The 22,147-nt window shown below is 56.3% G+C and carries 17 protein-coding genes; 6 read left to right on the top strand and 11 right to left on the bottom strand.

Going from position 1 to position 22,147, the window contains the following annotated elements; genetic code table 11:
* Positions 1-294: 294 nt before the first annotated feature.
* Complete coding sequence (locus HMPREF2547_RS08120; protein WP_070605469.1) at positions 295-930, top strand: hypothetical protein; 636 nt, start codon at positions 295-297, stop codon at positions 928-930.
* A 1,600-nt stretch (positions 931-2,530) separates the two neighbouring features.
* Here HMPREF2547_RS08120 and HMPREF2547_RS08115 read toward each other — a convergent pair.
* The 8 genes from HMPREF2547_RS08115 to HMPREF2547_RS08080 all read right to left on the bottom strand — a co-directional run bounded on the left by HMPREF2547_RS08115 (position 2,531) and on the right by HMPREF2547_RS08080 (position 13,851).
* On the bottom strand, positions 2,531-3,688 hold the full coding sequence (locus HMPREF2547_RS08115; protein ID WP_070605466.1) for a hypothetical protein: 1,158 nt from the start codon (positions 3,686-3,688) through the stop codon (positions 2,531-2,533).
* A 55-nt stretch (positions 3,689-3,743) separates the two neighbouring features.
* The gene (locus HMPREF2547_RS08110; protein ID WP_141744344.1) at positions 3,744-4,793 is read right to left on the bottom strand and encodes a hypothetical protein; all 1,050 of its coding nucleotides are present in this window, start codon (positions 4,791-4,793) and stop codon (positions 3,744-3,746) included.
* A 1,168-nt stretch (positions 4,794-5,961) separates the two neighbouring features.
* Positions 5,962-7,134 carry a glycine cleavage system aminomethyltransferase GcvT gene (gcvT, locus tag HMPREF2547_RS08105; RefSeq protein WP_070605461.1) on the bottom strand — a complete coding sequence of 391 codons (1,173 nt, stop codon included), beginning with the start codon at positions 7,132-7,134 and terminating at the stop codon, positions 5,962-5,964.
* A gap of 279 nt (positions 7,135-7,413) precedes the next feature.
* Positions 7,414-9,066: a solute symporter family protein gene (locus tag HMPREF2547_RS08100; RefSeq protein WP_038626384.1), complete on the bottom strand. Its 1,653-nt coding sequence runs from the start codon at positions 9,064-9,066 to the stop codon at positions 7,414-7,416.
* A 2-nt stretch (positions 9,067-9,068) separates the two neighbouring features.
* Positions 9,069-9,446, bottom strand: a complete 378-nt coding sequence (locus HMPREF2547_RS08095; RefSeq protein ID WP_038626386.1) for a DUF485 domain-containing protein — start codon at positions 9,444-9,446, stop codon at positions 9,069-9,071.
* Positions 9,447-9,675: 229 nt separating this feature from the next.
* A complete protein-coding gene (locus HMPREF2547_RS08090) occupies positions 9,676-12,129 on the bottom strand; it encodes an HAD-IC family P-type ATPase (protein WP_070605458.1) in 2,454 nt (817 codons plus the stop codon).
* 41 nt (positions 12,130-12,170) lie between these two features.
* Positions 12,171-12,923 (bottom strand): enoyl-CoA hydratase, encoded by a 753-nt coding sequence (locus tag HMPREF2547_RS08085; protein WP_016423300.1) that lies wholly within the window; start codon positions 12,921-12,923, stop codon positions 12,171-12,173.
* Between the two features lie 61 nt (positions 12,924-12,984).
* Entirely contained in the window at positions 12,985-13,851 is an 867-nt protein-coding gene (locus HMPREF2547_RS08080; RefSeq protein ID WP_069359658.1) for an aldo/keto reductase, read from the bottom strand.
* Positions 13,852-13,984: 133 nt separating this feature from the next.
* Here HMPREF2547_RS08080 and HMPREF2547_RS08075 point away from each other — a divergent pair, with 133 nt between their 5' ends.
* From HMPREF2547_RS08075 to HMPREF2547_RS08060, 4 genes are read left to right on the top strand one after another with little or no spacing between them, the layout of a single operon-like run.
* On the top strand, positions 13,985-14,248 hold the full coding sequence (locus HMPREF2547_RS08075; RefSeq protein ID WP_042388879.1) for a helix-turn-helix transcriptional regulator: 264 nt from the start codon (positions 13,985-13,987) through the stop codon (positions 14,246-14,248).
* A gap of 2 nt (positions 14,249-14,250) precedes the next feature.
* Positions 14,251-14,820 (top strand): hypothetical protein, encoded by a 570-nt coding sequence (locus HMPREF2547_RS08070; RefSeq protein WP_049189717.1) that lies wholly within the window; start codon positions 14,251-14,253, stop codon positions 14,818-14,820.
* A gap of 59 nt (positions 14,821-14,879) precedes the next feature.
* On the top strand, positions 14,880-15,785 hold the full coding sequence (locus tag HMPREF2547_RS08065; protein WP_069359659.1) for an ABC transporter ATP-binding protein: 906 nt from the start codon (positions 14,880-14,882) through the stop codon (positions 15,783-15,785).
* Positions 15,782-17,047: an ABC transporter permease gene (locus HMPREF2547_RS08060; protein WP_070605455.1), complete on the top strand. Its 1,266-nt coding sequence runs from the start codon at positions 15,782-15,784 to the stop codon at positions 17,045-17,047. The genes HMPREF2547_RS08065 and HMPREF2547_RS08060 overlap by 4 nt, the downstream gene beginning before the upstream one ends.
* A gap of 89 nt (positions 17,048-17,136) precedes the next feature.
* On the opposite strand, the gene HMPREF2547_RS08055 is transcribed toward HMPREF2547_RS08060, so the two are convergent.
* A complete protein-coding gene (locus tag HMPREF2547_RS08055) occupies positions 17,137-18,123 on the bottom strand; it encodes a ribokinase (RefSeq protein WP_016423305.1) in 987 nt (328 codons plus the stop codon).
* Between the two features lie 108 nt (positions 18,124-18,231).
* On the opposite strand from HMPREF2547_RS08055, the gene HMPREF2547_RS08050 reads away from it, so the two are divergent.
* Positions 18,232-19,713 (top strand): carboxyl transferase domain-containing protein, encoded by a 1,482-nt coding sequence (locus HMPREF2547_RS08050; protein ID WP_070605452.1) that lies wholly within the window; start codon positions 18,232-18,234, stop codon positions 19,711-19,713.
* Positions 19,714-19,940: 227 nt separating this feature from the next.
* Here the strand turns inward: HMPREF2547_RS08050 and HMPREF2547_RS08045 are convergent, their stop codons facing one another.
* Positions 19,941-20,300, bottom strand: coding sequence for an FKBP-type peptidyl-prolyl cis-trans isomerase (locus HMPREF2547_RS08045; RefSeq protein WP_005511805.1), 360 nt, complete (start codon positions 20,298-20,300; stop codon positions 19,941-19,943).
* A gap of 215 nt (positions 20,301-20,515) precedes the next feature.
* Positions 20,516-21,811 (bottom strand): citrate synthase, encoded by a 1,296-nt coding sequence (locus tag HMPREF2547_RS08040; RefSeq protein WP_016423307.1) that lies wholly within the window; start codon positions 21,809-21,811, stop codon positions 20,516-20,518.
* Positions 21,812-22,147 lie beyond the last annotated feature (336 nt).

The raw sequence follows: 22,147 nt of genomic DNA, 5'->3' as shown, positions 1-22,147 counted from the left end.
CGCGCGGTAAAACAGTGAAGTACAGCTCACTCAGCTACGGAATGCCTTACCTCATGTCTGTACTTTTGCCTTTTGCTTAGCTGCCTTAGAGAAGCTCCCTGTATGCAAATCGAAAAGTCGACTGTATAGTTGCCGGTTGAAACAACCTATCTATTGGGTGCCAGCAACTTCCATGCCACTAACTCGGCAAGTACCCCTATAACTAGCACCACCCAGTGGTTTTTCAAGAGCCCCACTCCTAATAATTTTGAGAATAAACCGCGACAAACCAGCCTGAGAAGCCCAGAAAGTGAGATGGATGTGAATACGCGAACTCAGCTGTCAGCCGTACAGCGCCCTCAACTCACTGCCGGCCGGCGCAAGAACCGCCAGCACCTGGCGCTGGCCTGCTGCTTCCTCACCTTCGCGGCCACTGCCACCAGCTGCGCCAACAGCGAAAGCAAGGAGGTTGCCGCGACGCAAACCTCGTCGTCAGGCCAACTTACTACGGTGTCGACGACGAGTTCGCCGACAACGACGGGACCAAAGGTTCGAGAAGGCGGCACGCCGCGCATCGGGCAGCTGTGCCCGAACCAGACCGGCGAAATACGAATGAGCGCCAACGGCCAGAATCTTGAATGCGCACAAGTCGGCGAGCAGGAAGTGTGGACGGTGCTGCAGCAAACCCCCGCGAACCCGACATCGCAGCAAATGTGGATCTCCACTACTCCGACGACCACTGAGCCACAGCCTCAGGAACCTGAGCCGACGACTCCGAGCGAGAGCGCAACGGAGACGAGTGTGACGGAGAGCTCGACGACCTCTGATTCTTCCACTCCGCCCGATACTTCAACGACTCCGACAACCTCCGGCGAGCCGACAGAATCGGAATCGGAGCAAGAAGAGCAGCCAGGCCGAGATAATCAAGGTCTCACCGGCCTGTTCCGCTAGGCGCAAGGTTCCCTAATTCACGGGAACCTTGCCTCCGGTGGGCATCGGGCTCGCCCGTTACGCTATGGCTATCCCCGAGAATGGAGGTAGTCGCTGAGCCAAATATGGCCTAATCGCCCCGTAGTTTCAATCATTCGGGAGGTAGCGCCACCCGCCACCAGGACACTCCACGATACCTAATGGGGCAAGCACAACCTGAATCTATATCCAGACATCAATTTAGACGTAAATGTGCACAGCGGATGTCATTACGACAGCAACTGGAACGACGGTGTACCCATCTCGTTTTCTAGGAGCTCATCGTGTCACCGGAGCATTCCATAGATACTCCGTGGCCTAGCCTTCGGCAAATCTTCAACATCTATCCTTGCGCCTTCGACCGTGAAGGCAACAAGATTTTCGGCAAGCCGCTACCACAACTCGAATCAGAATTAACAGCACTGTTCAATGATATTCAGGCCCGCGGCACCGTCTTAGTTACCGTCCCCAACCTAGCACTATTGGTGCGCTTCCCATCGCGGCAGACAGTGACTGTGGCTGCGACGCCGGATACCAGCCCGACCGGGCGATGCGCAAAGCTGTTAGTCTCTGTCCGGCGACGTGTGATTACAAACAGATGCGACGCGCCTCACGCACTGTGGATACCGTCTGTACAATGCCTCATACGATGCGTGCGGTAGAACGCAACGATGATGTATTTTCCGCGCTGAAGATACTGCACGCTTCGTTAATGACATCGTCTGTCAGAAGCACAATTACAGTAAAACCGCGCTTCTACTTTCTTATTCAGATTTTCTCAAATCAGTTTCGTGTATTCGTTGGCAACTCACTCGCCCGAACCCCAGTGCCGGGATGGTAAATCCTCTACAAAGGATTGACAGGACTGAAAAAGCGGAACGAGCAAGGGATATCACCTTGCTGTCGGAACGTACCCACCATAACCCCGCAGCACTGGCAGACAGCATCCTCGTGGCACTAGTGAGGCAGACCGCTACTTGTTCCAGGCACGATGGCCGCCGAGTATGTCATTCCCTGACTGGCAGCCAACATTAAAGCCCTGAAAGCCCGTTACGATGCTATCGCCAACTGAGCCGAAATTGGCTGAAGGATTACCCTCTTTCCCAAGTCTTGGATTGAACTTTCCAGGAATCGGCGTCAAGACCGCAGCACAAATCCTACTTACCAAAGATGACAGACGCGATTCTCCCCATCGATCCATTTAGCTTCCTATCCAGGAATCGCTGCTGTGAGACGACCAGCAGACTCATCGATCGAGCTGAAATCCATGCTCGGGAGGCATCCACTGCCACGCAGCCGCCAACTGCCCGACATAAAGCCCGTGTAACGCAATCTACACAGTGCTAAACACTTCCGAAACACCCCACCGGACTAATCCGCCGCGTAACGAGATGAACCCCATGCCTGTACTCCCCAGCATAGACATAACGCCTGGAAAACAAAGACACCCAAATTCTAAATGGTTAAGATAGATCAAATAACGGTCATATATTTCATAAATCACAAAGCGAAGAGTATTGCACCGATTAAAAACCGGATGATAGCCCCACGAGTGATTCTCAACGAAAAATAATTCCCCCGATTACAACCTGGTTAAGAGCTCGGCTCGCATATCAGGCGGCAACGAAAGCACGGGTTCAACCTTAGGGATATCAATCAACATATCATCTGAAGGAGGGTTCACACGTTCATTTTCCACGAGTGCACGAATCTGCCGTGCTCGTGCACGCATAAAAGGTTCCGCCCACGCTTCCGCAAGATTCTGGTCGATTTCAATTCCGACCAAGCTTTCAAAGCGACGTTCCGCTTCCTTTCGAGCATTGTCATTGCGGGTAAGAAAATCTATCTCTATATCTCGTAGACGACTTTCATAATTAGTCCGGTTCTGCCAATTACGTAGTGATGCTTCCTTTTGGGCAGAATCATTAAAAGCGCGAGCGGACTTAATTAATCTATCACGACGCCATTTTATGGTGAATAATACTCCAGCAGTGATACCAATAGATAAAAACAAAGTATAATTTATAAACGTGGACTGGCTTGCTTCATCTGAGGTAAAAGCAAGGATAAACATTGAAGCAACGGCTGAAAGCATTAAGCTCGCGAAGAGCAGACAGCATCCAATTAGAATATAGAAAATTGAGCTATGTGGCTGCGGAACCGGCCTTTCAGAAACGTCCTCAAAGTCAGGACGCTGCGGATACGGTGCTCTATTAACGAAAATCCCCGTTACAAGGGCGTCATCCCTCCAAGACGGTTCCTTCCACTCCGAAAAAGAGGAGGCGACCGACTCTATCCTCTCAACAACGACATCTGTCCAAGAAGCGCATGCTTGTGAATACCTGTTCAAGAAGTCAATAGCGGCCGGACGATAATTATAGTAATATTTCCTACCAACTCCATCCCGCCACTGCGCGAATCCAATGCTCTTTAAATCGCCCAGATCCTGCCGAATCTCCAGCTTCATTTCCGTCATACTTGCGCTCAACGAATCGAGCTGGCTAGTTAGCTCATTGTGGAAACGTTCTCCTTGAAGAAGCTGTTCTTCCTGCTTAGACAGGATTGCGCCTTGCATTTTTCTTGAAATTAACGCATCACGATGGGCAATTGCAATTCCAGCGGCGTTTAACGCCAATCCTGCTTGCGTAGCTTTCAGCTGCTTTTTTGCGAGCGCATTGTTTTGACGCACCTCACTTGCCATATCGGTGTAACGCTCATTGAGACTAGAACTGCGTACCATTATGCTTCCTTTCAAGAAAATTCCAGCTGATATTGCACTCAATTCGAAGAGGACGCTACATTGTCAATTGTTTATCCTCTAGAATACTCGTCTGGCCAGTCGCGTCATCCCCCATGGAAAACTTTCTATTCATATAGTCCAATGCGGGCCGCCTTGCAACCTGCCCCTGCTCCGCCAAGATTTCTACGACACCTACAACAGATTCTTTATCGCAAATAACCGAAGGGTATTTCACAGGCACAGACGTAGCGCTATCATCAAACGGTAGATAGTAAGACTTAATCCAATATGGCTGCATTGCATTAAACTCGTCCACTTGTTGACCATCAACTTTAATGGGGCGTGTTCCATCGTGGTAAAAAACTATACCGGAGATGTCGCCGTCAAAAGCTTGACTGAAATATTCAGCAACGTGAACCGCCGTCCCCGACATACGGGTAATATCATTACTAGAGTCCAGTTCATACATGCCGTCGTCCGCTGGCAGAGAGTTTAATAGCAACCCTTCATCGTCAATCCTGCGTGCCTCCAGCAGAATGTTCTTGCCATTCACGGTCACCACATGTGTCGAGTCAAATTCATGCCCCTTTGGCAATACGACCATTCGAGGATTATGAATTATCTGAGAATTTTGTAACTGGGTCTCCAGCGCCAATCCTACCTGTACTTCCAATGCCCCAATTTCTAGTGGACCTTCATATTCGCCGTCGAAAGTCTTTAAATCATCCACATTAAAGTACCGCCCGACTAGCATGTCTTGATAAAGCTGCTTAATTTTCGCTGCTTGCTGGGCAGCCGCGAGCTCTCTCGAAGAGAAGGAATTGTCGCCATATTTCCAATGAACCCATTTTTTGGTACCGAAGTAGCTAGCGGCGGCACCTACTAGGAAAGGCAAAATTACAAGTCCAGCCGCTGCTAGGATCATAGATACACCAAGGAAAATAAGTATGGCTACCAAAACTGTCCATGCCTTATCTATGCGTTCATTTAGGGGTTTCGCAGCGTTCCCAGCCTCTTTGAGATAGTAGTTGTACGCGTTGGTAAAAGCCACTACGCCTGGCTTACCACTCACCTGCAGATTGTTTATATTATTCGAATTTGACACCTTTCCTCCTTTAATAGATGCTAATAATATTAGCGGCCAAACAATTTGTCGCATTGATTTGCAACAATTGATGTTACGACTATTCCCAAAAATTACAGCATTTTAGTTTTCAAATCGGAGCAATTTTGAATCCATTTCGGCTTCTATCTACTTGTTTTACACGCATTCCTTAACACACTACTATTCAAAATACTGTAACGGGAATCTTGCCAACAGGCACATGGGTCAAGGTGGATAATAGAATAACTTCAGCCTTTTCGACCTTTTCTCCGTGTCAACGTTTTACAGTAGTAGGGTCGGTTAGTTAGCGGCACCTCTAAATTACGTAGTCCGAGTGGCTTCCGGCATTTATATCTACCTTCGAACTAACACCCGATATCGTATCAACACAGCGTTGCCTCCGGAAGACTCGTGGGGAGCACTCCCCAAACGCACTTTATCCAGGTCTATTCTCCTAAACTGTTGACCTAATCATCTTGATATATACTCCTGGCTAGCCTACCCCTTTATGGGGCCAGTAAGTAGCTTATCCTGGGCTAAAGGCTGCTTAACCACTGCCTCAAACATCCAGTTTGCCTTCTTTTCGATCCAGTCCAGGATTTCCGGAGATTGTGGAAGAAATAGAATCGTTTTTCTCTTGCTCCGGCATCCTTTCGTGTCTTTTGAGTTTATATGCTTAATCAACGCTTTTGTTCGTGGTTAACCCTAATTAAATCCCGAGTTGGGTTATTATTTTTTTAGCTTGACACAATACCCAATAGTGGCAATATTGCTCCAACAGACCGTGGATGAAAGTTCGTATCCTTTCACAACTGTTTTGAACACGATGAGCCACTGTCCATTGAGAAGAAACAAATAGTCTTGCGCCCCTAACATCATGGTGTCAGCTCCACCGCGTGGAAAACAACATGCAGGACTACTCAAACTCCTATCTCATCAGGCTGCTATTTTCCTTCTTCGGCCCAAATCTGAATTTCACTTCTATGGAGATAGAGGCCGTCATTGCCAAGCGCTATTGGTGATGAATCGATGGAAGGGCCCACTGATAAATTAGCCCGAACTGTTGATTTTTCATCGCTAGGCGCAGTTATGGTTCCACCTCAGCAGACACGTGCCCCGGATAGCACAAAATCCGATACGATTCGCGCAGCGTTTTTGGTTTTGGCATTTACTTGCGGTGACGACGGTTGTAGAACGGCGTCGGCACGACGGTAGCGGTAGTGTCGGTGCCTTCAACGGTCAGCTCAGTACCAGTGGCGGACTGCCAACGCTGAACGTATGCAAAACCGATGGGGTGGCCCAAAGTCGGCGACACCTTGGCGGAAGTCAACACGCCAACCTCGTTGCCTTCCGCATCAATGAGCTTGGTGCCACGCTTCGGAGCTTCATCACCGGAGAAACGCAGACCAACCAGCAGCTCCTTGGACTGCGGACGGTTAACCAGGGCGTTGCGGCCGATAAACTGCCCCTTGGTCGGCCCCATGATGGACTTCAGGCCGGCCTCCAGCGGAGTGCGGTCACGCGTGAGCTCGTAGCCGTAGAGCGGCATACCGGCCTCGAGGCGCAGGGTGTCGCGGCAGGCCAGACCACACGGCAGCAGGCCGAGGTCAGCACCGTTGTCAGCCGGATCCTCCGGATTTTCCACCTTGCCACCTGCTGCAATGATTGCACGCCAGACTTCGACGGCGCGGTCAGCCGGCGGGAAGATCTCGAAGCCGTCCTCACCGGTGTAGCCGGTTCGGGCGACAATCATTTCCACACCTGCGACCTCGAGCAGGGTGCAAGAGTAGTAATTCATGCCATCGAGGGTCGCGTGCAGATCCTGCGGCAGCAGACGGCGCAGAAGCTTCGCAGCCTTCGGCCCCTGAATGGCCAGGAGCACATTCTTGTCATTCATGCGCTCAACCTGGACGTTGTAGCCACCAACGCGCTCGCGCAGCGTCGAGTACACATCTTCAGCGGCTGCGGCATTCTGCACCAGCATGAATTCGTGACTACCGAGACGGTAAATGATGAGGTCATCAATAATGCCGCCGTCTTCCTGCACAATCATGGTGTACTTGGCACGACCCAACGCCAGCGGCTTGATTGCCGAAATCAGGGAGTGTGCAAGGAACGCCGCCGCATCCTCACCAGTGACGCGGATGATACCCATTAGCGACAGGTCGAAAACACCAACGGCCTCACGCACTGCGTTGTGCTCTGCAATTTCCGAAGAGTAGCGGAACGGCACTTCGTAGCCACCAACATTGCGCATTTCTGCGCCAAGGCTTACGTGCTCATCATGCAGGGCGCTACGGAAAGAATTGTTGTTCTCAGAAGCGCCAGAATTGTCAGTCATACACACTCCAATTATTGCGGTGGGGCAAACCAGATTGTTACCTTCCCACCTTATATCTAAGACTCCGAGCTCGCTTCCGCGAGCCCCTGCAGAGCTAGGGCAACAGCCCCGTCCATTAACTATCATGCACTGATTCGCACATGCTTGACGACGACCCCGCGCCCACCACAAAGGCCCCGCTACCAGTGACGATAACGGGGCCTTTGCATCTGTCTATTCAGTTAATTGAGATTGGCTGAGCTGTTCGGGCAGCGCTGCCAGCCAAGGACTCAGTGGTTATTAGTGATCAACCGCAGCCTCGGTACCGACACCGGTCAGGGAGCGAACTTCCATCTCAGCTGCCAGGTCATCGAAGTTATCCGGCTTGCCCATGTAGGTGGCGATGATGCCAGCCAAGAACGCCAGCGGGATTGCGAGCAGACCCGGCGAGGTCAGCGGGAACCAGGAGAAGTCAACGGACGGAATCATCGAGGACTCGCTGCCAGAAACTGCCGGGGAGAAGATAATCAGAACCAGCGAGGCGATGACACCGGTGTACATGGAGGCAACTGCGCCTGCGGTGTTGAAGCGCTTCCAGAACAGGGACATCAGGATGGTTGGAACGTTTGCGGATGCGGCCACTGCGAAGGCCAGTGACACCAGGAAGGCGACGTTCTGCCCCATGGCCAGGATGCCGAGGATAATGGAGACAACACCCAGCACGATAACGGTGATGCGGGAGACGCGAACCTGCTCGGCTTCCGTTGCCTGTCCCTTGCGGATCACGGCCTGGTAGAGGTCCTGGCCGACAGAAGCGGAAGCGGTAATTGCCAGACCAGCGACCACTGCCAGCACGGTAGCGAACGCCACTGCGGAGACCACTGCCATGAAGATGGAGCCACCGATTTCGAAGGCCAGCAGCGGAGCGGCAGCGTTGGCTCCGCCCGGCGCGGCCGTGATGCGGTCCGGGCCGACGAGCGCAGCAGCACCGTAGCCGAGCACCAGGGTCAACAGGTAGAAGCCACCGATGAGGATGATTGCCCAAGTCACGGACTTACGAGCTTCCTTTGCGGTCGGCACCGTGTAGAAGCGCATGAGCACGTGAGGCAGACCAGCAACACCGAGAACCAGTGCCAGGCCTAGCGAGATGAAGTCCAGCTGCTGGACGAAGGAGCCGCCGTACTTCAGACCCGGCTCAAGAATGGCGGAGGCTTCGTAGCCCTTCTCGGCGATGTAGTCCGAGCTCGCGTGCATGTCCACTGCGTCCTGCAGTAGCTGAGAGAAGTTGCCCTTAACACCCACCAGAATGATCAGGGTCATGATGATGACAGCACCGACCAGCAGGACGGCCTTAATCATCTGCACGTAAGTGGTGCCCTTCATGCCACCGATGAGAACGTAGGCAACCATGATGATGCCAACGACTGCGACAACGATGGACTGCTGAGTGGAGTCATGAATGTTGAGCAGCACGGCGACCAGGGAACCTGCACCGGCCATCTGCGCGATGAGGTAGAACAGGGTCACTGCGAGAGTGGAGATAGCAGCTGCGGTACGGACCGGACGCTGCTTAAGACGGAATGACAGCACGTCGGCCATGGTGAACTTACCGACGTTTCGCAGCGGCTCTGCAACCAGCAGCAGCGCGACGAGCCAAGCGACGAAGAAGCCGATGGAGTACAGGAATCCATCGTAACCAGTCAGCGCAATGGCGCCGACGATACCGAGGAAGGAAGCCGCCGAGAGGTAGTCACCTGCAATGGCGAGACCGTTTTGGGTACCGGAGAACTGTGCACCACCGGTGTAGAAGTCCGATGCTCCCTTGTTTCCGCCCTTGCCCACGCGAGTAACGATGAACATGGTCGCAACAATGAAGGCGACGAAGACCGCGATGTTGAGAATCGGGTTACCTGCTGCTGCAGTGTCATCTGCAGCAAAGAAACTGGTCAGCATGTCTATGCCTCCTTCTTTGCGACGATTTCAGCGATTTCTCCGCTTTCCAGTGCCTCGCGCAGCTCTGCCTGCATCGGCTCAAGCTTCTTGTTGGCGAAGTTGATGTACACCCAAGTGATGGCGAAGGTGGTCACGAACTGGAGCAGACCAAGGACAATGCCCAGGTTGATGTTGCCCAGTACGGGAGTTGCCATGAGGTCCGGCGCAAACGTCGCAAACAGAACGAATGCGATGTACCACACCAGACCTGCAACGGTCATCGGGATAGCGAATGAACGGAATGTAGAGCGGAGCTCTTGGAACTGCGCTGAGTCTTGCACGTAGCGGTACTCAGCCGCCTGTGGCTTATGCCGGCCTGTCGGCATAGGAGTTGCGGACACGGGCTAATCCTTTCCAGGAAGTTATGCAGGTGTTCGTAATGGGGTTCAGCACAGCCACCCTACTGGTGTGCCATGCACCACACTTTTCATTAGGTGTTGAAACAAAGTTACCTGGAACACAGTTAGCAAAGAAGTTAAATGCGACTAACCACTTCTCAGCGAGCCTTAAGGCACCCCCAAAAACGCCATTACCTGCATACTTGAGGAGACCTTTTACTACCCCCCCCATTTACGCTGTTATGCTCGTATTCTCCACTTCTTCCGGCAATGGCTTACTCTGACGCCACCACCACAGCGCCTCGATAATGACCGCACCGATGGCGCCCACAATCAGCGCAGGAATCAACAGCTCCCGCCCCACCCAGTACAGATTAAGCACTGAAGCCACTGATCGAACCGAGAAAATAAACAGGTACGCTCCTGCCGACACCGCCAGCAACAGAACCTTCCACCAGGTGTATGGCCTAGCCACGACCACCAAGACCCAAAATGCCGAAACAATCAGCACAATGAGGGTCGCGGTGGACGCCTCCCCTCGTGCCGCATCGCCGGCGTCGACTCCCGGGTTTGCCCACAACCAAAATATGAAGGTCAACAACCCCACCGTGATGCCCGCCGGTATCGCTAAGCGCAACACGCGCCGCACGAAACCATCGCGCGCACGCTCCAAGTTAGGAGCCAACGACAGCACGAAGGCCGGGATTCCAATCGTGAACCAGCCCGTAATGGTCACATGAATCGGCTCGAATGGATAACCCATCCCCCACAGCCCCACAGCCAGCGCCAGCACCACCGAGTAGATAGTCTTCGTCAAGAAGAGGTTGGCCACGCGCTCGATATTGCCAATGACGCGACGCCCCTCCGCCACAATCATCGGCATCACGGCGAAGCGATTATCCAACAGCACCAACTGCGCAACCGAACGTGTCGCCGGCGCCCCATCGCCCATAGCCACGCCCAGGTTCGCCGCTTTTAGCGCCAGCACATCATTGACACCATCACCGGTCATCGCCACATGATGCCCCCGCGACTGCAGCGCATGAACCATATCGCGCTTATTCTCGGCCGTGACACGGCCGAAGATCTGCCGCGACTCCACAATGTCTGCGAACTCGTTGCGGATCTCGGTGGGCTTGGCTTCGCTATTCTCATCGCGGCTGACCGGAAGCTCAGACGCATCGACAGGATTGTTAGCCCCCTCCATTTCCAGCTCACGTGCAACAGCCCCCACGGAGCGGTCATTGTCACCAGAAATGACCTTGACCTCGACGCCTTCTTCATAGAAGTAGGCCACCGTGTCCGCCGCATCTGAACGCACCTTCTGCCCCAGCACGACAAGTGCGACTGGCTCCAACTCCACCTCGCCACTCTTCCGCAGCGCACCGCCGGGCAGGTCATCTGCCCCAACTGATGTCCGCGCGAGCAGGAGCACACGAAGTCCTTCCTCCATAAGCTGCCGAGCTTTCTGCATGCCGACCGCGGAGTCGTCGACAAGCACATCGGGCGCGCCGAAAACCCACGTCGCACCGCCGTGATACGTCAGCGCCGACCACTTATTCGCCGAGGCAAAGGGGCGGGTTCTGGCTTGTTCATGCTTTACGACGTCCCCTGCGTCCGCAAGCCCATCGAGCAGTGCACGAGCCGTTGCGTTGGGGCGATCGTCGAGCTTGCACAGATCGATGAGTGCGGAGTCGACCTCATCGCGGGAGGTACCGTCACCCGATACGATGTCGACTTCCACTAGCTGCATCGCATTTTCGGTGAGCGTGCCAGTTTTGTCGACACACACGGTGTCGACACGCGCGAGACCTTCGATGGCGGGCAACTCATTGACCAGCACGCGATGTCGCCCCAAGCGCACCACCCCAAGGGCAAATGCGATGGTGGTCATGAGGACAAGCCCCTCAGGGACCATGGGCACCAGCGTGGCGACCATCCCCAGCAGCGCATCGTTGAAATCATCGCCGGCGACAAAGAGCTGCGTATAGATTGCCAAGGCGCCGACGGGAATGAGAATCCAGGAAATGTAGGTCAGGATCTTGTTGATGCCGCGGAAGAGCTGGGAATCAGTCAGCGTGAATTTGTTGGCCTCAGCTGCGAGCTTGGCGGCGTAAGCCTCCTTGCCCACTTTGGTGGCCTGATATCGCGCCGACCCCACCACAACCGAGGACCCCGAGTAGACCATGTCCCCAACGCTCTTATCGACGGCATCGGATTCACCGGTGAGAGAGGACTCATCGACAGCCACGTCAGAGGCGTAGCGGAGAATACCGTCAACGACGATTTGGTCACCGGGACCAACCTCGATGAGATCGTCGAGGACGACGGACTCGCGGTCGATCTCGCGAGCAGGCTCCCCGTCGCGAATGACCATGGGTTTTGCACGGCCGACAATGGAAAGCTTGTCCAGTGTGCGCTTGGCACGCAGTTCTTGGATGATGCCGACGATAGAGTTGGCGATAATCAGCAGACCAAAGGCACCGTTGACGATTGAGCCGGTATAGAGCACGACTGCGAATAAAACAGCGAGAATACCGTTAATCCGGGTAAACACATTGGCACGGATAATGTCCCACACACTGCGCCCGGATGTTGGCGGCAGCTCGTTGACGTGCCCCAACTCGATGCGTTGCTGGACCTGCTGTTGAGTAAGACCACTGTCGGGAGTTTTCCACGAGCCCATGCCTGCCTACCCTATTCGCCTAATTGCTGAACCTATTCGACCTATTTGCCAATGAAATTTGGTTCGCGCTTTTCGGCTCGCGCCTTCGATGCCTCCGCAGCATCCTCGGAAGCCCACACCGTGTTGTAGAGCTCCTGCTGGTAGTCCTTCAACGGGCTATGCGTCTCATCGTCGTTGAGCACTGCCTTGTGGTAGGCCAGCGACAGGGGCGCGTAGGTGGCGATACGAAGCGCTACCTCCTCCGCCTTGTCCGGACCACCGAGGTAGGAAGCCAGACCGCAACCGCGGGCGGCTTCCTGATCCATGCGCTCGGCCGCCAACAGAATAGTGCGGGCACGGGCACCGCCGACGAGGACGCGCACGCGGCGAATTGTCCAGGCATCGACAGCGATACCGAGCTTGACCGGCGGAATCATAAACCAGCCGCGCTCACCCACGACGCGCAAATCGGCCGCCATCGCCAGCTGCATCCCAGCGCCGACAGCCGGCCCCTGCACATCCGCTATAACCACCAGACGGCTGGCCTCGATTGTGCGCAGCATTCGACGGAGCTGTTCGTGGAAGGAATCTTCATGGTGCTGGCCACTCAGGTCGGCGCCCGCACAGAAAGCGCGGCCTTCGCCGCGCAGCAGGATAACGCGCTGCTCTGGAACCTCAGCGGCAGCTTCCACCGCATCGGCGATGTCACGACACACGTCGGCAGTCAGGGAGTTGCGCTTATGATCTCGGTCGATGGTGATAGTGACAATTGCGCCGTCGGCTTCGACGCGGATTTCAGATGCTGGGTTCGTCATAGCATTTAGGCTACCCGCGAAACACCAATAGTGATGGGGCTATAAGCAAATCTAAATTCGCTTATTCGTTGCCGAATACCCGCGGGTCGCCACTCAGGCGCCCGTCGGCACGCGCCATCGACGCAATCGTTTCCATGTCCTCGTCGGTGAGCTCAAAGTCGGTGACCTGAAAGTTCTCCTTGATGCGCGACGGCGTGCCCGACTTCGGGATGGCCACGATGCCACGCTGAAGGTGCCAGCGGATAGCAACTTGGGCGGGAGTTTTACCCAGGCGATCTGCGATTTCAGCAATCGGCGAGCCCTCAAAGTACTTCGCGCGCCCCAACGGCGACCAAGCCTGCGTGACAATACCGCGACGACGATCGTCTTCAACCTGCTCATTCTGCGGGAACTGCGGATGCAGCTCAATCTGGTTGACCACCGGAGTCTCCGAGAGCTGGTCGAGCACCTCTGGGTAAAAGTTCGCCACACCAACCGAGCGAATCAGCCCCTCACGATTGAGCTCCAGCAGCGTATCGAAACACTGCCCAAACGTCCCCTGCTTCTCCACCGGCCAGTGCACAAGCACCAGGTCAACGTAGTCAAGGCTGAGCCGTTCTAAAGATGCCCGCACGGACTCGCGCGTCGCCGCCGACCCCTGCGCATCGTTCCAGACCTTCGTGGTCACGAAGATATCTTCACGCTTTACGACGTTCGCAGCGACCGCATCAGCAATACCCTGCCCAACCCCTCGCTCATTGCGATAGAGCGATGCGGTGTCGATGTGGCGGTAGCCGATTTCCAGGGCGTAGCGCACGGATTCGCGCGCCTGCTCATCGTCAAGCTTGTAGGTACCGAACCCCAGAATCGGGATGGCGTTGCCATCGACCATTTCCACGTTGGCAATTCCGGTTGTCGCTGCATCGTACTTCAGATTGAGTGTGGTCATGCCAACCGAGTGTACGGACTGAAAATTTTTTAGATTTTTTCTACCCCGCTGACCTGCGGTTTAGAAAGGTGAGTGCGCTTCATTTTGTTGCGAACAGTTGACGTAGCGTTGTGTTTATATAACACTTTGGAGTGTGTCCCCAAAGATTAAACCCAAAGAACCGATATTCAACAGAATTTCAGTGCTGCGGGCAGAACACGGACTCAGCCGAGCCGAACTAGCCAAACAAGTAGAGGTCAATCCTCAAACGATTGGCGCGTTGGAGCGAGGTGACCACTACCCCAGCTTGGATCTGGCATTTCGCATCTGCGCGGTGTTCGATCTCCCCGTTGAGGCGGTGTTTTCTCGCGAGGAATTCAAGCCCATGTCCTCTGCCCTATACCGAAAGGAAAGCTAACGATGCCAGCTATTCGGACTGAAGACGCAACACCGAACTTTTTCGAAAAGCTAGAAGCCCGGCGCGAAGCGAAGTACACAAAGCGTGTCGAGCAGATGTCGAGCTGGTTGCCCAAGTGGCGCAACCAGGCGGCGCGGCGGAAGCTGGTCATCGCATTCGAGGTGTGCCTTGTGCTGATGCTGCTGAGCGGCATCGCGCTTCTCGGTAGCCTGACCGATATTTTCCCGGGATGGCTTTCTCTGCTCTGGCCAGTGATTTCCCTCATTATGGTCGTCGTCTGGACCAGCCTCAACATCACAGTCGACATGGTTGACAGCGCACCGACCTCGCTACTGGACGAATACCAGCAGGAACAGATTCTGAACCTGCGGGGGCTGACATATCGCTGCTTCACCTACTTCGGCTTGGTGGCCTTCCTTGCTCTCGTTCTGGTGGGCACCTATGTCCTGAACGCGCAACCTGACTGGGGACGCTACATTCCGTACAGCTTCGGAATCTTCGGAATTATCGCTTTCCTCTACATTTCCACGCTGCCCACCGTCGTCTACGCCTGGAATCTGCGCGACGACTAGTACGGGCTCAAAAACTCATATCCCTCCTCTGCCCTTCACTCCTCAATCTAAGGATCACCATGAACAGCCTCATTATTGACGGGCTTGAGAAGTCCTACGGAGACCTGCAGGTTCTCCGTGGCATGAGCTTCCAAGTTCACCCTGGAGAAATCTACGGCTTCGTCGGCTCTAACGGTGCCGGCAAGACCACCACTATGCGCATTGCCCTGGGCGTGCTGGCCACCGATAAAGGCGAGGTGCGCATCGGCGATACCCCGATGAATGACTCGCTGCGCCGCACGATTGGCTACATGCCAGAAGAACGCGGCCTCTACCCCAAGGCTGAAGTCCGCAAGCAGCTGATTTACTTTGCTCGCCTACACGGTGTGCCCACCAAGCGCGCGGAATCCAATGCCGACAACTTGTTGGAGCGCCTCGGTCTCACCGAGCGTGCCAACGACAAGGTCGACACGCTCTCGCTCGGCAATCAGCAGCGCGTGCAGCTGGCAGCCTCCCTCGTCCACGACCCAGAAATACTAGTCCTCGACGAGCCCTTCTCTGGTCTCGACCCAGTTGCGGTCAAGGTGATGAGCTCCGTACTCAAGGAGTACGCCGACCGCGGCACCCCGATTGTGTTCTCTTCCCACCAGCTCGACCTTGTCGAGCGCATGTGTGACCGCGTCGGCATCATCCGCGACGGCCGCATGCTCGTGGAAGGCACTGTTGATGAGCTGCGAGCACGGGGCCCACGGGCTTTCGTCGTCAAGCTCGATGGTGCGCCCCAGGATTGGGCGACCTCCGTCGAGGGCGTGACAAGCGTGGAGCGTGATACCCATGGTGCCACCGTCGTTCACCTCGATTCCAACGCCCCCGCCGACACCGACCAGAAGCTGCTACACAGCGCGATGGCAGCGGGAACGGTCCGTTCGTTTGGACCTCTGCAAATTCCACTTACCGAGCTCTACCAGGAGGCCGTACAGCAATGAGCACCAACACTTACAACGCCTCAACGGCCGTCAAGACTGTTTTCGTCCGCGAACTCCGCGAGCATCTGCTGAAGAAAAGCTCGCTAATCACGCTCATCATCATGGCAGTGGCGGCCGTCGGCGGTATCTTCGTTGCCGACTACATGACCTCCAAGTCCGATAATGACACCGTAAAAACCGCGGTCGTCGGAGAAGCGCCGTTCGCGGACTCTCTCGCCGACGCCACCGCCGAAATAAAGGATGCTGAAGGCGCGGATGCCGCAGCCGGCGCATTTGCCACAGCATCGCTCTCACCGTTGGAGATTACGTCCGCGGCAGACGACAAGGCCGCTCGCGCTGCCGTCACCGACGGCGACGCCGACGCCGCTCTCGTCCCCGACACCGCAGAAGGCAAGGAGGGCTCGTGGAAGCTGCTTGCCGACGACGCCCCATCCTGGCTGGCCCCAATGCTGCAGGAATCGCTGCAGAAACAAAATGAAGCCATGCTGCTCAGCGAAAACGGAATCAACCCCAGCGAGTTTTTCTCCAAGACTCAAAGCGCAGCCGTGTCGGTGGAGTCCCTGGATGAAGCCAAAGACGAGAAGATGCCCGCAGTGGTCATCACACTGATTGGTGTGATGGTCATGATGACCGCCATCCTCGTCTTCGGCGGCGCGGTGGCCACCAGCGTCATCGAGGAGAAGTCCTCCCGCGTCATCGAGATCATTCTCTCGACAGTTCGCCCGGCGCACCTGCTGGCCGGCAAGATCCTCGGCGCCGGTCTGGCTGGCATCATCATGATGAGCGTGCTGACCGCCAGCGCCGCAGTTGCCCTCATGATTACCGGATTGGCGGAGAGCTTCGATGTGCCGTGGTCCGCAGTCTGGCTGCTGGTCCCGTGCTTCATCCTCGGTTACTTCTTCTTCGCCGCGCTGTATGCAGCCTCCGCATCCTTGGTCAGCCGTATGGAAGATTTCCAGGGCGCACAGATGCCGGTACTGGTGTTCTCGCTGATCACGATGTATGTTCCGCTGTTTGGCTGGAGCAAGCTGGACTCTACCGTCATGCAGATTGCAGCGTGGATTCCACCGGTTTCCATCACCACTGCCCCGATGCAGTACGCCGTTGGCAACTTCTCCGCACTCCAGTTGGCGGCTTCGCTGCTAATCATGGTTGTGGGAGTAGCCGCAGTCATCGCACTCGCCGCCTGGATCTACCCGCGCAATGTCCTGCGCACCGGTGCCGCGGTCAGCTGGAAGAAGGCTCTGACAGCCAAGAGCTAGCCCCAGCCCTGCCCAAAAGAGCGTGGCTCCTTCGGCCACGGTCACCTAAAACCGAATAATCGTCAATCGCGTAGTTTGCTCAGCGCACCTTATAGACCATGGTCCGCCGCAAACTGCGCGATTTTTCCTGTCTCGCCATAGGAGGTCTGCGCCCCCACGCCTGTCGCCGCATGAGCCGAGACCACCGCCGCAAGACGAGCTGCCGTCACCACATCATCGCCCGCGGCCAACGCGGTGAGGACCGTACCCATGTACGCATCACCGCAGCCCGTGGTGTCCACGACCTCGATGGGCAGCGCTGGAATGCGAGTGACTGCCACCTCGCTTTCCGACGTCCTCAAGACCGCAGACCCCTCCCCGCCAAGTGTGACAATGGCCGTGGAAATCCCGTGTTCGTCGGCAAGCGCGCGCCCAACCGCATCCCACTGACCGTGCTCGCAACCGGCGACCGCGCGCTCGGAGCCGATGATGGCTGCGAGTTCGTGCTCGTTGACAATGAGGACATCGACCAGCGCGAGCAGATCCTCACTGACCGCCCGAATCGGCGACAGGTTGAACACCACCGGCACACCCGCATCGTGGGCAATCTGTGCGGCGGCCAGGACAGCCTCATCACAAATCTCCAGACACAGACCGAGGCACCCAGCCCGCTGAATCTTGTCCGCATGACTGCGCACCATCTCAGCATCGACTTCACCATTGGCGCCAGCGGAGATGACAATGAAATTCTCCGCCGCATCATCAACGACAATCATGGCTGTACCAGTGGCAGAGTCGACGGTCTCAACTGCAGAGATGTCCACGTGAGCGTCGGTAAGCGCGTCGCGCAGCAACTGCGCATTGGGATCCGAACCGACCGCGCCGACCAGTTCCACGGCCGCGCCCAGTCTTCCAGCCGTCGCCGCCTGATTCGCCGACTTACCGCCCGGCAGAATGCGCAGAGGACTGCCCTCGATAGTCTCGCCACCATGCGGCAGGCGCTTCACGGTGACAGTCAGGTCTGCGTTGATGGAACCGACGACACATACGTTTGGCCTCTGTTCAGCCAGCTCGGTGAGGCGCTCAGTAATCGGCATTGGTTCGACTCCTCGGTAGTGCGGACACGTTTTTTCCGACAATAGCGCTACCCCTTTCCGCCCACCATCAACTAAGCCGGTTTACCCCTTGTTTACTACCGTGGAGGTATGGCTAGAATCAGCGCCCAACAAGTAATAGATACCGTCCTCGACCACGGAAGTTTCACCTCCTGGGACGGCGCGCCCGAGCATGGCAACATCGACGAGTCCTACCGCGGCACACTGTCCCGAGCCTCTGAGAAAACCGGTCTCGATGAGGCCGTTATCACCGGTGAAGGCACCGTCGGCGGCAAGCGCGTCGCCGTCATCTGTTCTGAGTTCGGCTTCCTCGGCGGTTCTATCGGCGCCGCAACCGCTCGTCGTATTATTCGCAGCATCGAGCGCGCGACTGCGGAGCAGCTGCCCCTGTTGCTCTCCCCGACCTCGGGCGGCACTCGCATGCAGGAGGGCACTGCGGCGTTCGCGCTCATGATCTCTATTACCACCGCAGTGGCGCGCCACAAGGATTCTCACTTGCCATTCCTGGTGTACCTGCGCAATCCCACCACCGGTGGTGTCATGGCGTCGTGGGGGTCGGCAGGCCACTTCACCTTCGCAGAGCCCGGCGCACTTCTCGGCTTCCTCGGCCCGCGCGTCGTCGAGCTGGCTACCGGCGAACCCATGCCCGAAGGCGTTCAGACCTCCGAGAACCTGTTCAAGCAGGGCATTATCGACGGCATCATTCCGCTCGAACGTCTGCGCGGCGCTGTCCGCCGCACCATCGACGTGCTTGCCGACGGAGACCCCAGCGAACCCACCCCACCGCCAGTAGCAGCCATTGATGGTCGCGATACCTGGGAAGCTATCCTGCGCACCCGCGATACTTCTCGTCCAGGTGGCGGCGACATTATCGATGCCCTTGTCGACTGCTCCGTGCCGATTTCCGGCACTGGCGATGGCCACAAGTCGCTGTCGGTTCGGGCTCGCCTGGCGCGGATTGGTGAGCGGCCGGTGATTCTGGTCGCCCAGGATCGCCATAACCAGCCGCCGCTGGGCACGCATCCAATGGGGCCGGGCTCACTGCGTTTTGCCCGCCGTGCGATGCGCATCGCGGAAAGCCTGAACATTCCGCTGGTCACGGTCATTGACACCCCAGGCGCTGAGTTGACCAAGGACGCCGAGGAAAATGCCATGGCCGGCGAGATTGCCCGCACCTTGACCACGCTGGTGAACTTGAAGGTTCCGACCGTGTCACTCATTCTCGGCCAGGGCTGCGGTGGCGGTGCGCTGGCCATGCTGCCCTCTGACCGCGTGCTGGCAATGCACGATGCCTGGATGTCTCCGTTGCCGCCGGAGGGTGCTTCGGCGATTATCTACCGAGACACCGAGCATGCCCCGGAAATGATGGAGGAGCAGGGCGTTGGCGCCGAGGCCATGCTGAAGACCGGGGTCATCGACGAGATTGTGGCCGAACCTGAGAATCCGGCCGAACTGCCCCGCCGTGCTCTGAGTGCTATCGAGCACGCCCTCTGGGAGCTAGAGAAGAATCCGGCTCGCGTTGGCCGTGAGCAGCGTTTCGACCACTACCGTCGCTTCGCGCTGAGCGAGTAAGGGGGCTGGGGCCTGGTGTGGGGCTGGTTTGGGCCTTCAGCCCCCACCCCAACCTCAGAAAGCAAGAAAGTGACTGGGTTTATGACACTTTTGGGCAATTTTTCACGCCTGAAGTGTCATAAACGCAGTCACTTTCTTCGCCGGAAATCCTGCAAACCGACGACGGAGGAATGGACAGGAACCGCGAAGCGAAGCTCAGCCAGCCAACAGAGCCAGCATGTGGCCTTTTACTTAACGTCCAACAGGTCGATGACAAAGACCAGGGTCTTACCAGACAGGAAGTGTCCTGCACCAGCCGGGCCGTAAGCCTTCTCCGGCGGGCAAATCAGCTCGCGGCGACCGCCGACCTTCATGCCCGGAATGCCTTCCTGCCAACCGGCAATCAGACCGTTCAGCGGGAACTCGATGGACTGGCCGCGGTTCCAGGAAGAGTCGAACTCTTCACCGGTCTCGTAGTCAACACCCACGTAGTGGACCTCGACGCGAGCACCCGGGGTGGCCTCCTTGCCGTCACCGACAGTGAGGTCGTTGATGACGAGTTCCGTCGGAGCCGGACCGGACTTAGCAGTGAGTTCTGGCTTGGACAAGACAATCTCCTATCACAGTTGGCATTTATCAAAGCTGGCAATTATTCCAACTTAAATGGACCCAACTCAAATGGGGCTTCTTAAAATTCTAGGAAAAATAAAAGGCGCGTACCAACCTTTCGAAGGCTAGTACGCGCCTTTTCGCGTTTTCAACGCTGGACTTTTCTATGCTGAGTTACCTGCGAGGAACCCCTACGCGGTAATCGCTAAAAACCTTAACGCTGGTCGCGCGGAACGAAGTCACGCTCGGTCTCGCCGGTGTAAATCTGGCGAGGGCGGTTGATCTTCGATGCCGGGTCAGTGACCTGCTCGTTGAACTGAGCGATCCAGCCCGGGAGGCGGCCGATGGCGAACAGGACGGTGAAGAAGTCCGTCGGGAAGCCCATGGCGCGGTAAATCAGACCGGTGTAGAAGTCAACGTTCGGGTAGAGCTTGCGGGAGACGAAGTAGTCATCAGCCAGTGCAATCTCTTCCAGCTTCATAGCCAGATCCAGCAGCTCGTCGCCGCCGAGGTGCTGGAGCACCTCGTGAGCGGTCTTCTTAGCGATAGCTGCACGCGGGTCGTAGGACTTGTAGACGCGGTGACCGAAGCCCATCAGGCGGACGCCCGGCTCCTTGTTCTTCACGCGGTTCATGAACTCGGTTGCGTCGCCACCGTGGTTCTGCTGGATGTCCTCGAGCATCTCCAGAACAGCCTGGTTAGCGCCACCGTGCAGCGGGCCAGACAGAGCGTTGATACCAGCAGCGATGGAGACGAACATGGAAGCGCCGGAGGAAGCGACCATGCGGACGGTGGAGGTGGAGCAGTTCTGCTCGTGGTCAGCGTGCAGGATGAGCAGCTTGTCCAGAGCATCAACCACTACCGGATCAACCTCGTAGTCAGCGGTCGGGTAACCGAACATCATGCGCAGGAAGTTCTCGCGAGCGTTCAGGTTGTTGTCCGGGTACATGTACGGCTCACCCTTGGATGCGCGGTAAGCGTATGCAGCCAGCATCGGGACCTTAGCCATCAGGCGAACCGCAGCCAGGTTGCGCTGCTCTTCGTTCAGCGGATCCAGCTCGTCCTGGTAGTAGGAAGCCAGGATGTTGACCGAGGAAGCCAGGGTCTGCATCGGGTGTGCGCCACGCGGGAAGATGCTGAATGCGCGACGGAAGTCCTCGTCCAGCAGGGTGTGGTGACGAATGTCGTGGTTGAACTGCGCAAGCTCTTCCTCAGACGGAAGGTGGCCGTGAATCAGTAGGTAGGAAACCTCGTTGAAGGTAGCCTTCTCAGCCAGCTGCTCAATCGGGTAACCGCGGTAGCGCAGGATGCCGTTACCGCCGTCGATGTAAGTGATCTTGGACTCGGTAGAACCGGTGGCGGTGTAGCCCGGGTCAAAGGTGGTCAGTCCAGTTTCCTGGAGCATCTTGCCCAGTGCGATACCGTCGTTACCCTCGGTTGCCTTGACGATGTCCATCTCGAACTCGCCGCCCGGGTAGTGGAGTACAGCCTTGCCGTCTTTAGTAGCCACAACTTCCCTTTCACAGAAAAATTCTTCTTAACGACTCCAGAGTGCGGGGGAAGCAGGCACAGCGGAAAACAGCATGCTGCCTCCCAACTCCACGCCACCCCTTCGGGGTCGCATTGTTTTCAATGATTCAATTATGCGCGACATTTGCGTTCCATTGCATCTTGCCCAGTGAAAAAAGTTTGCTTAGTTCACATCGACCGTGTCGTAACCATAAAGAACCGACACCTGCAGTGGATTAGAACACACAATATCAAAGAGTGTGAGCAGTGCAACACCCTCTACCCCATTCGGGCAGCCTGGGCTTACCCAATCTTGACCCCTCTTCACCCCGAAATG

The organism is Corynebacterium sp. HMSC055G02, from assembly GCF_001809065.1.
Lineage (GTDB): Bacteria > Actinomycetota > Actinomycetes > Mycobacteriales > Mycobacteriaceae > Corynebacterium > Corynebacterium jeikeium_D.
This window is presented reverse-complemented; position numbering and strand designations above follow the sequence as displayed.

Bases quoted from the DNA above. Each gene is read 5' to 3' on its own strand.
- HMPREF2547_RS08120 (WP_070605469.1), top strand. From the start codon at position 295: ATGGATGTGAATACGCGAACTCAGCTGTCAGCCGTACAGCGCCCTCAA.
- HMPREF2547_RS08115 (WP_070605466.1), bottom strand. From the start codon at position 3,688: ATGGTACGCAGTTCTAGTCTCAATGAGCGTTACACCGATATGGCAAGT.
- gcvT (WP_070605461.1), bottom strand. From the start codon at position 7,134: ATGACTGACAATTCTGGCGCTTCTGAGAACAACAATTCTTTCCGTAGC.
- HMPREF2547_RS08100 (WP_038626384.1), bottom strand. From the start codon at position 9,066: ATGCTGACCAGTTTCTTTGCTGCAGATGACACTGCAGCAGCAGGTAAC.
- HMPREF2547_RS08090 (WP_070605458.1), bottom strand. From the start codon at position 12,129: ATGGGCTCGTGGAAAACTCCCGACAGTGGTCTTACTCAACAGCAGGTC.
- HMPREF2547_RS08085 (WP_016423300.1), bottom strand. From the start codon at position 12,923: ATGACGAACCCAGCATCTGAAATCCGCGTCGAAGCCGACGGCGCAATT.
- HMPREF2547_RS08080 (WP_069359658.1), bottom strand. From the start codon at position 13,851: ATGACCACACTCAATCTGAAGTACGATGCAGCGACAACCGGAATTGCC.
- HMPREF2547_RS08070 (WP_049189717.1), top strand. From the start codon at position 14,251: ATGCCAGCTATTCGGACTGAAGACGCAACACCGAACTTTTTCGAAAAG.
- HMPREF2547_RS08065 (WP_069359659.1), top strand. From the start codon at position 14,880: ATGAACAGCCTCATTATTGACGGGCTTGAGAAGTCCTACGGAGACCTG.
- HMPREF2547_RS08060 (WP_070605455.1), top strand. From the start codon at position 15,782: ATGAGCACCAACACTTACAACGCCTCAACGGCCGTCAAGACTGTTTTC.
- HMPREF2547_RS08055 (WP_016423305.1), bottom strand. From the start codon at position 18,123: ATGCCGATTACTGAGCGCCTCACCGAGCTGGCTGAACAGAGGCCAAAC.
- HMPREF2547_RS08050 (WP_070605452.1), top strand. From the start codon at position 18,232: ATGGCTAGAATCAGCGCCCAACAAGTAATAGATACCGTCCTCGACCAC.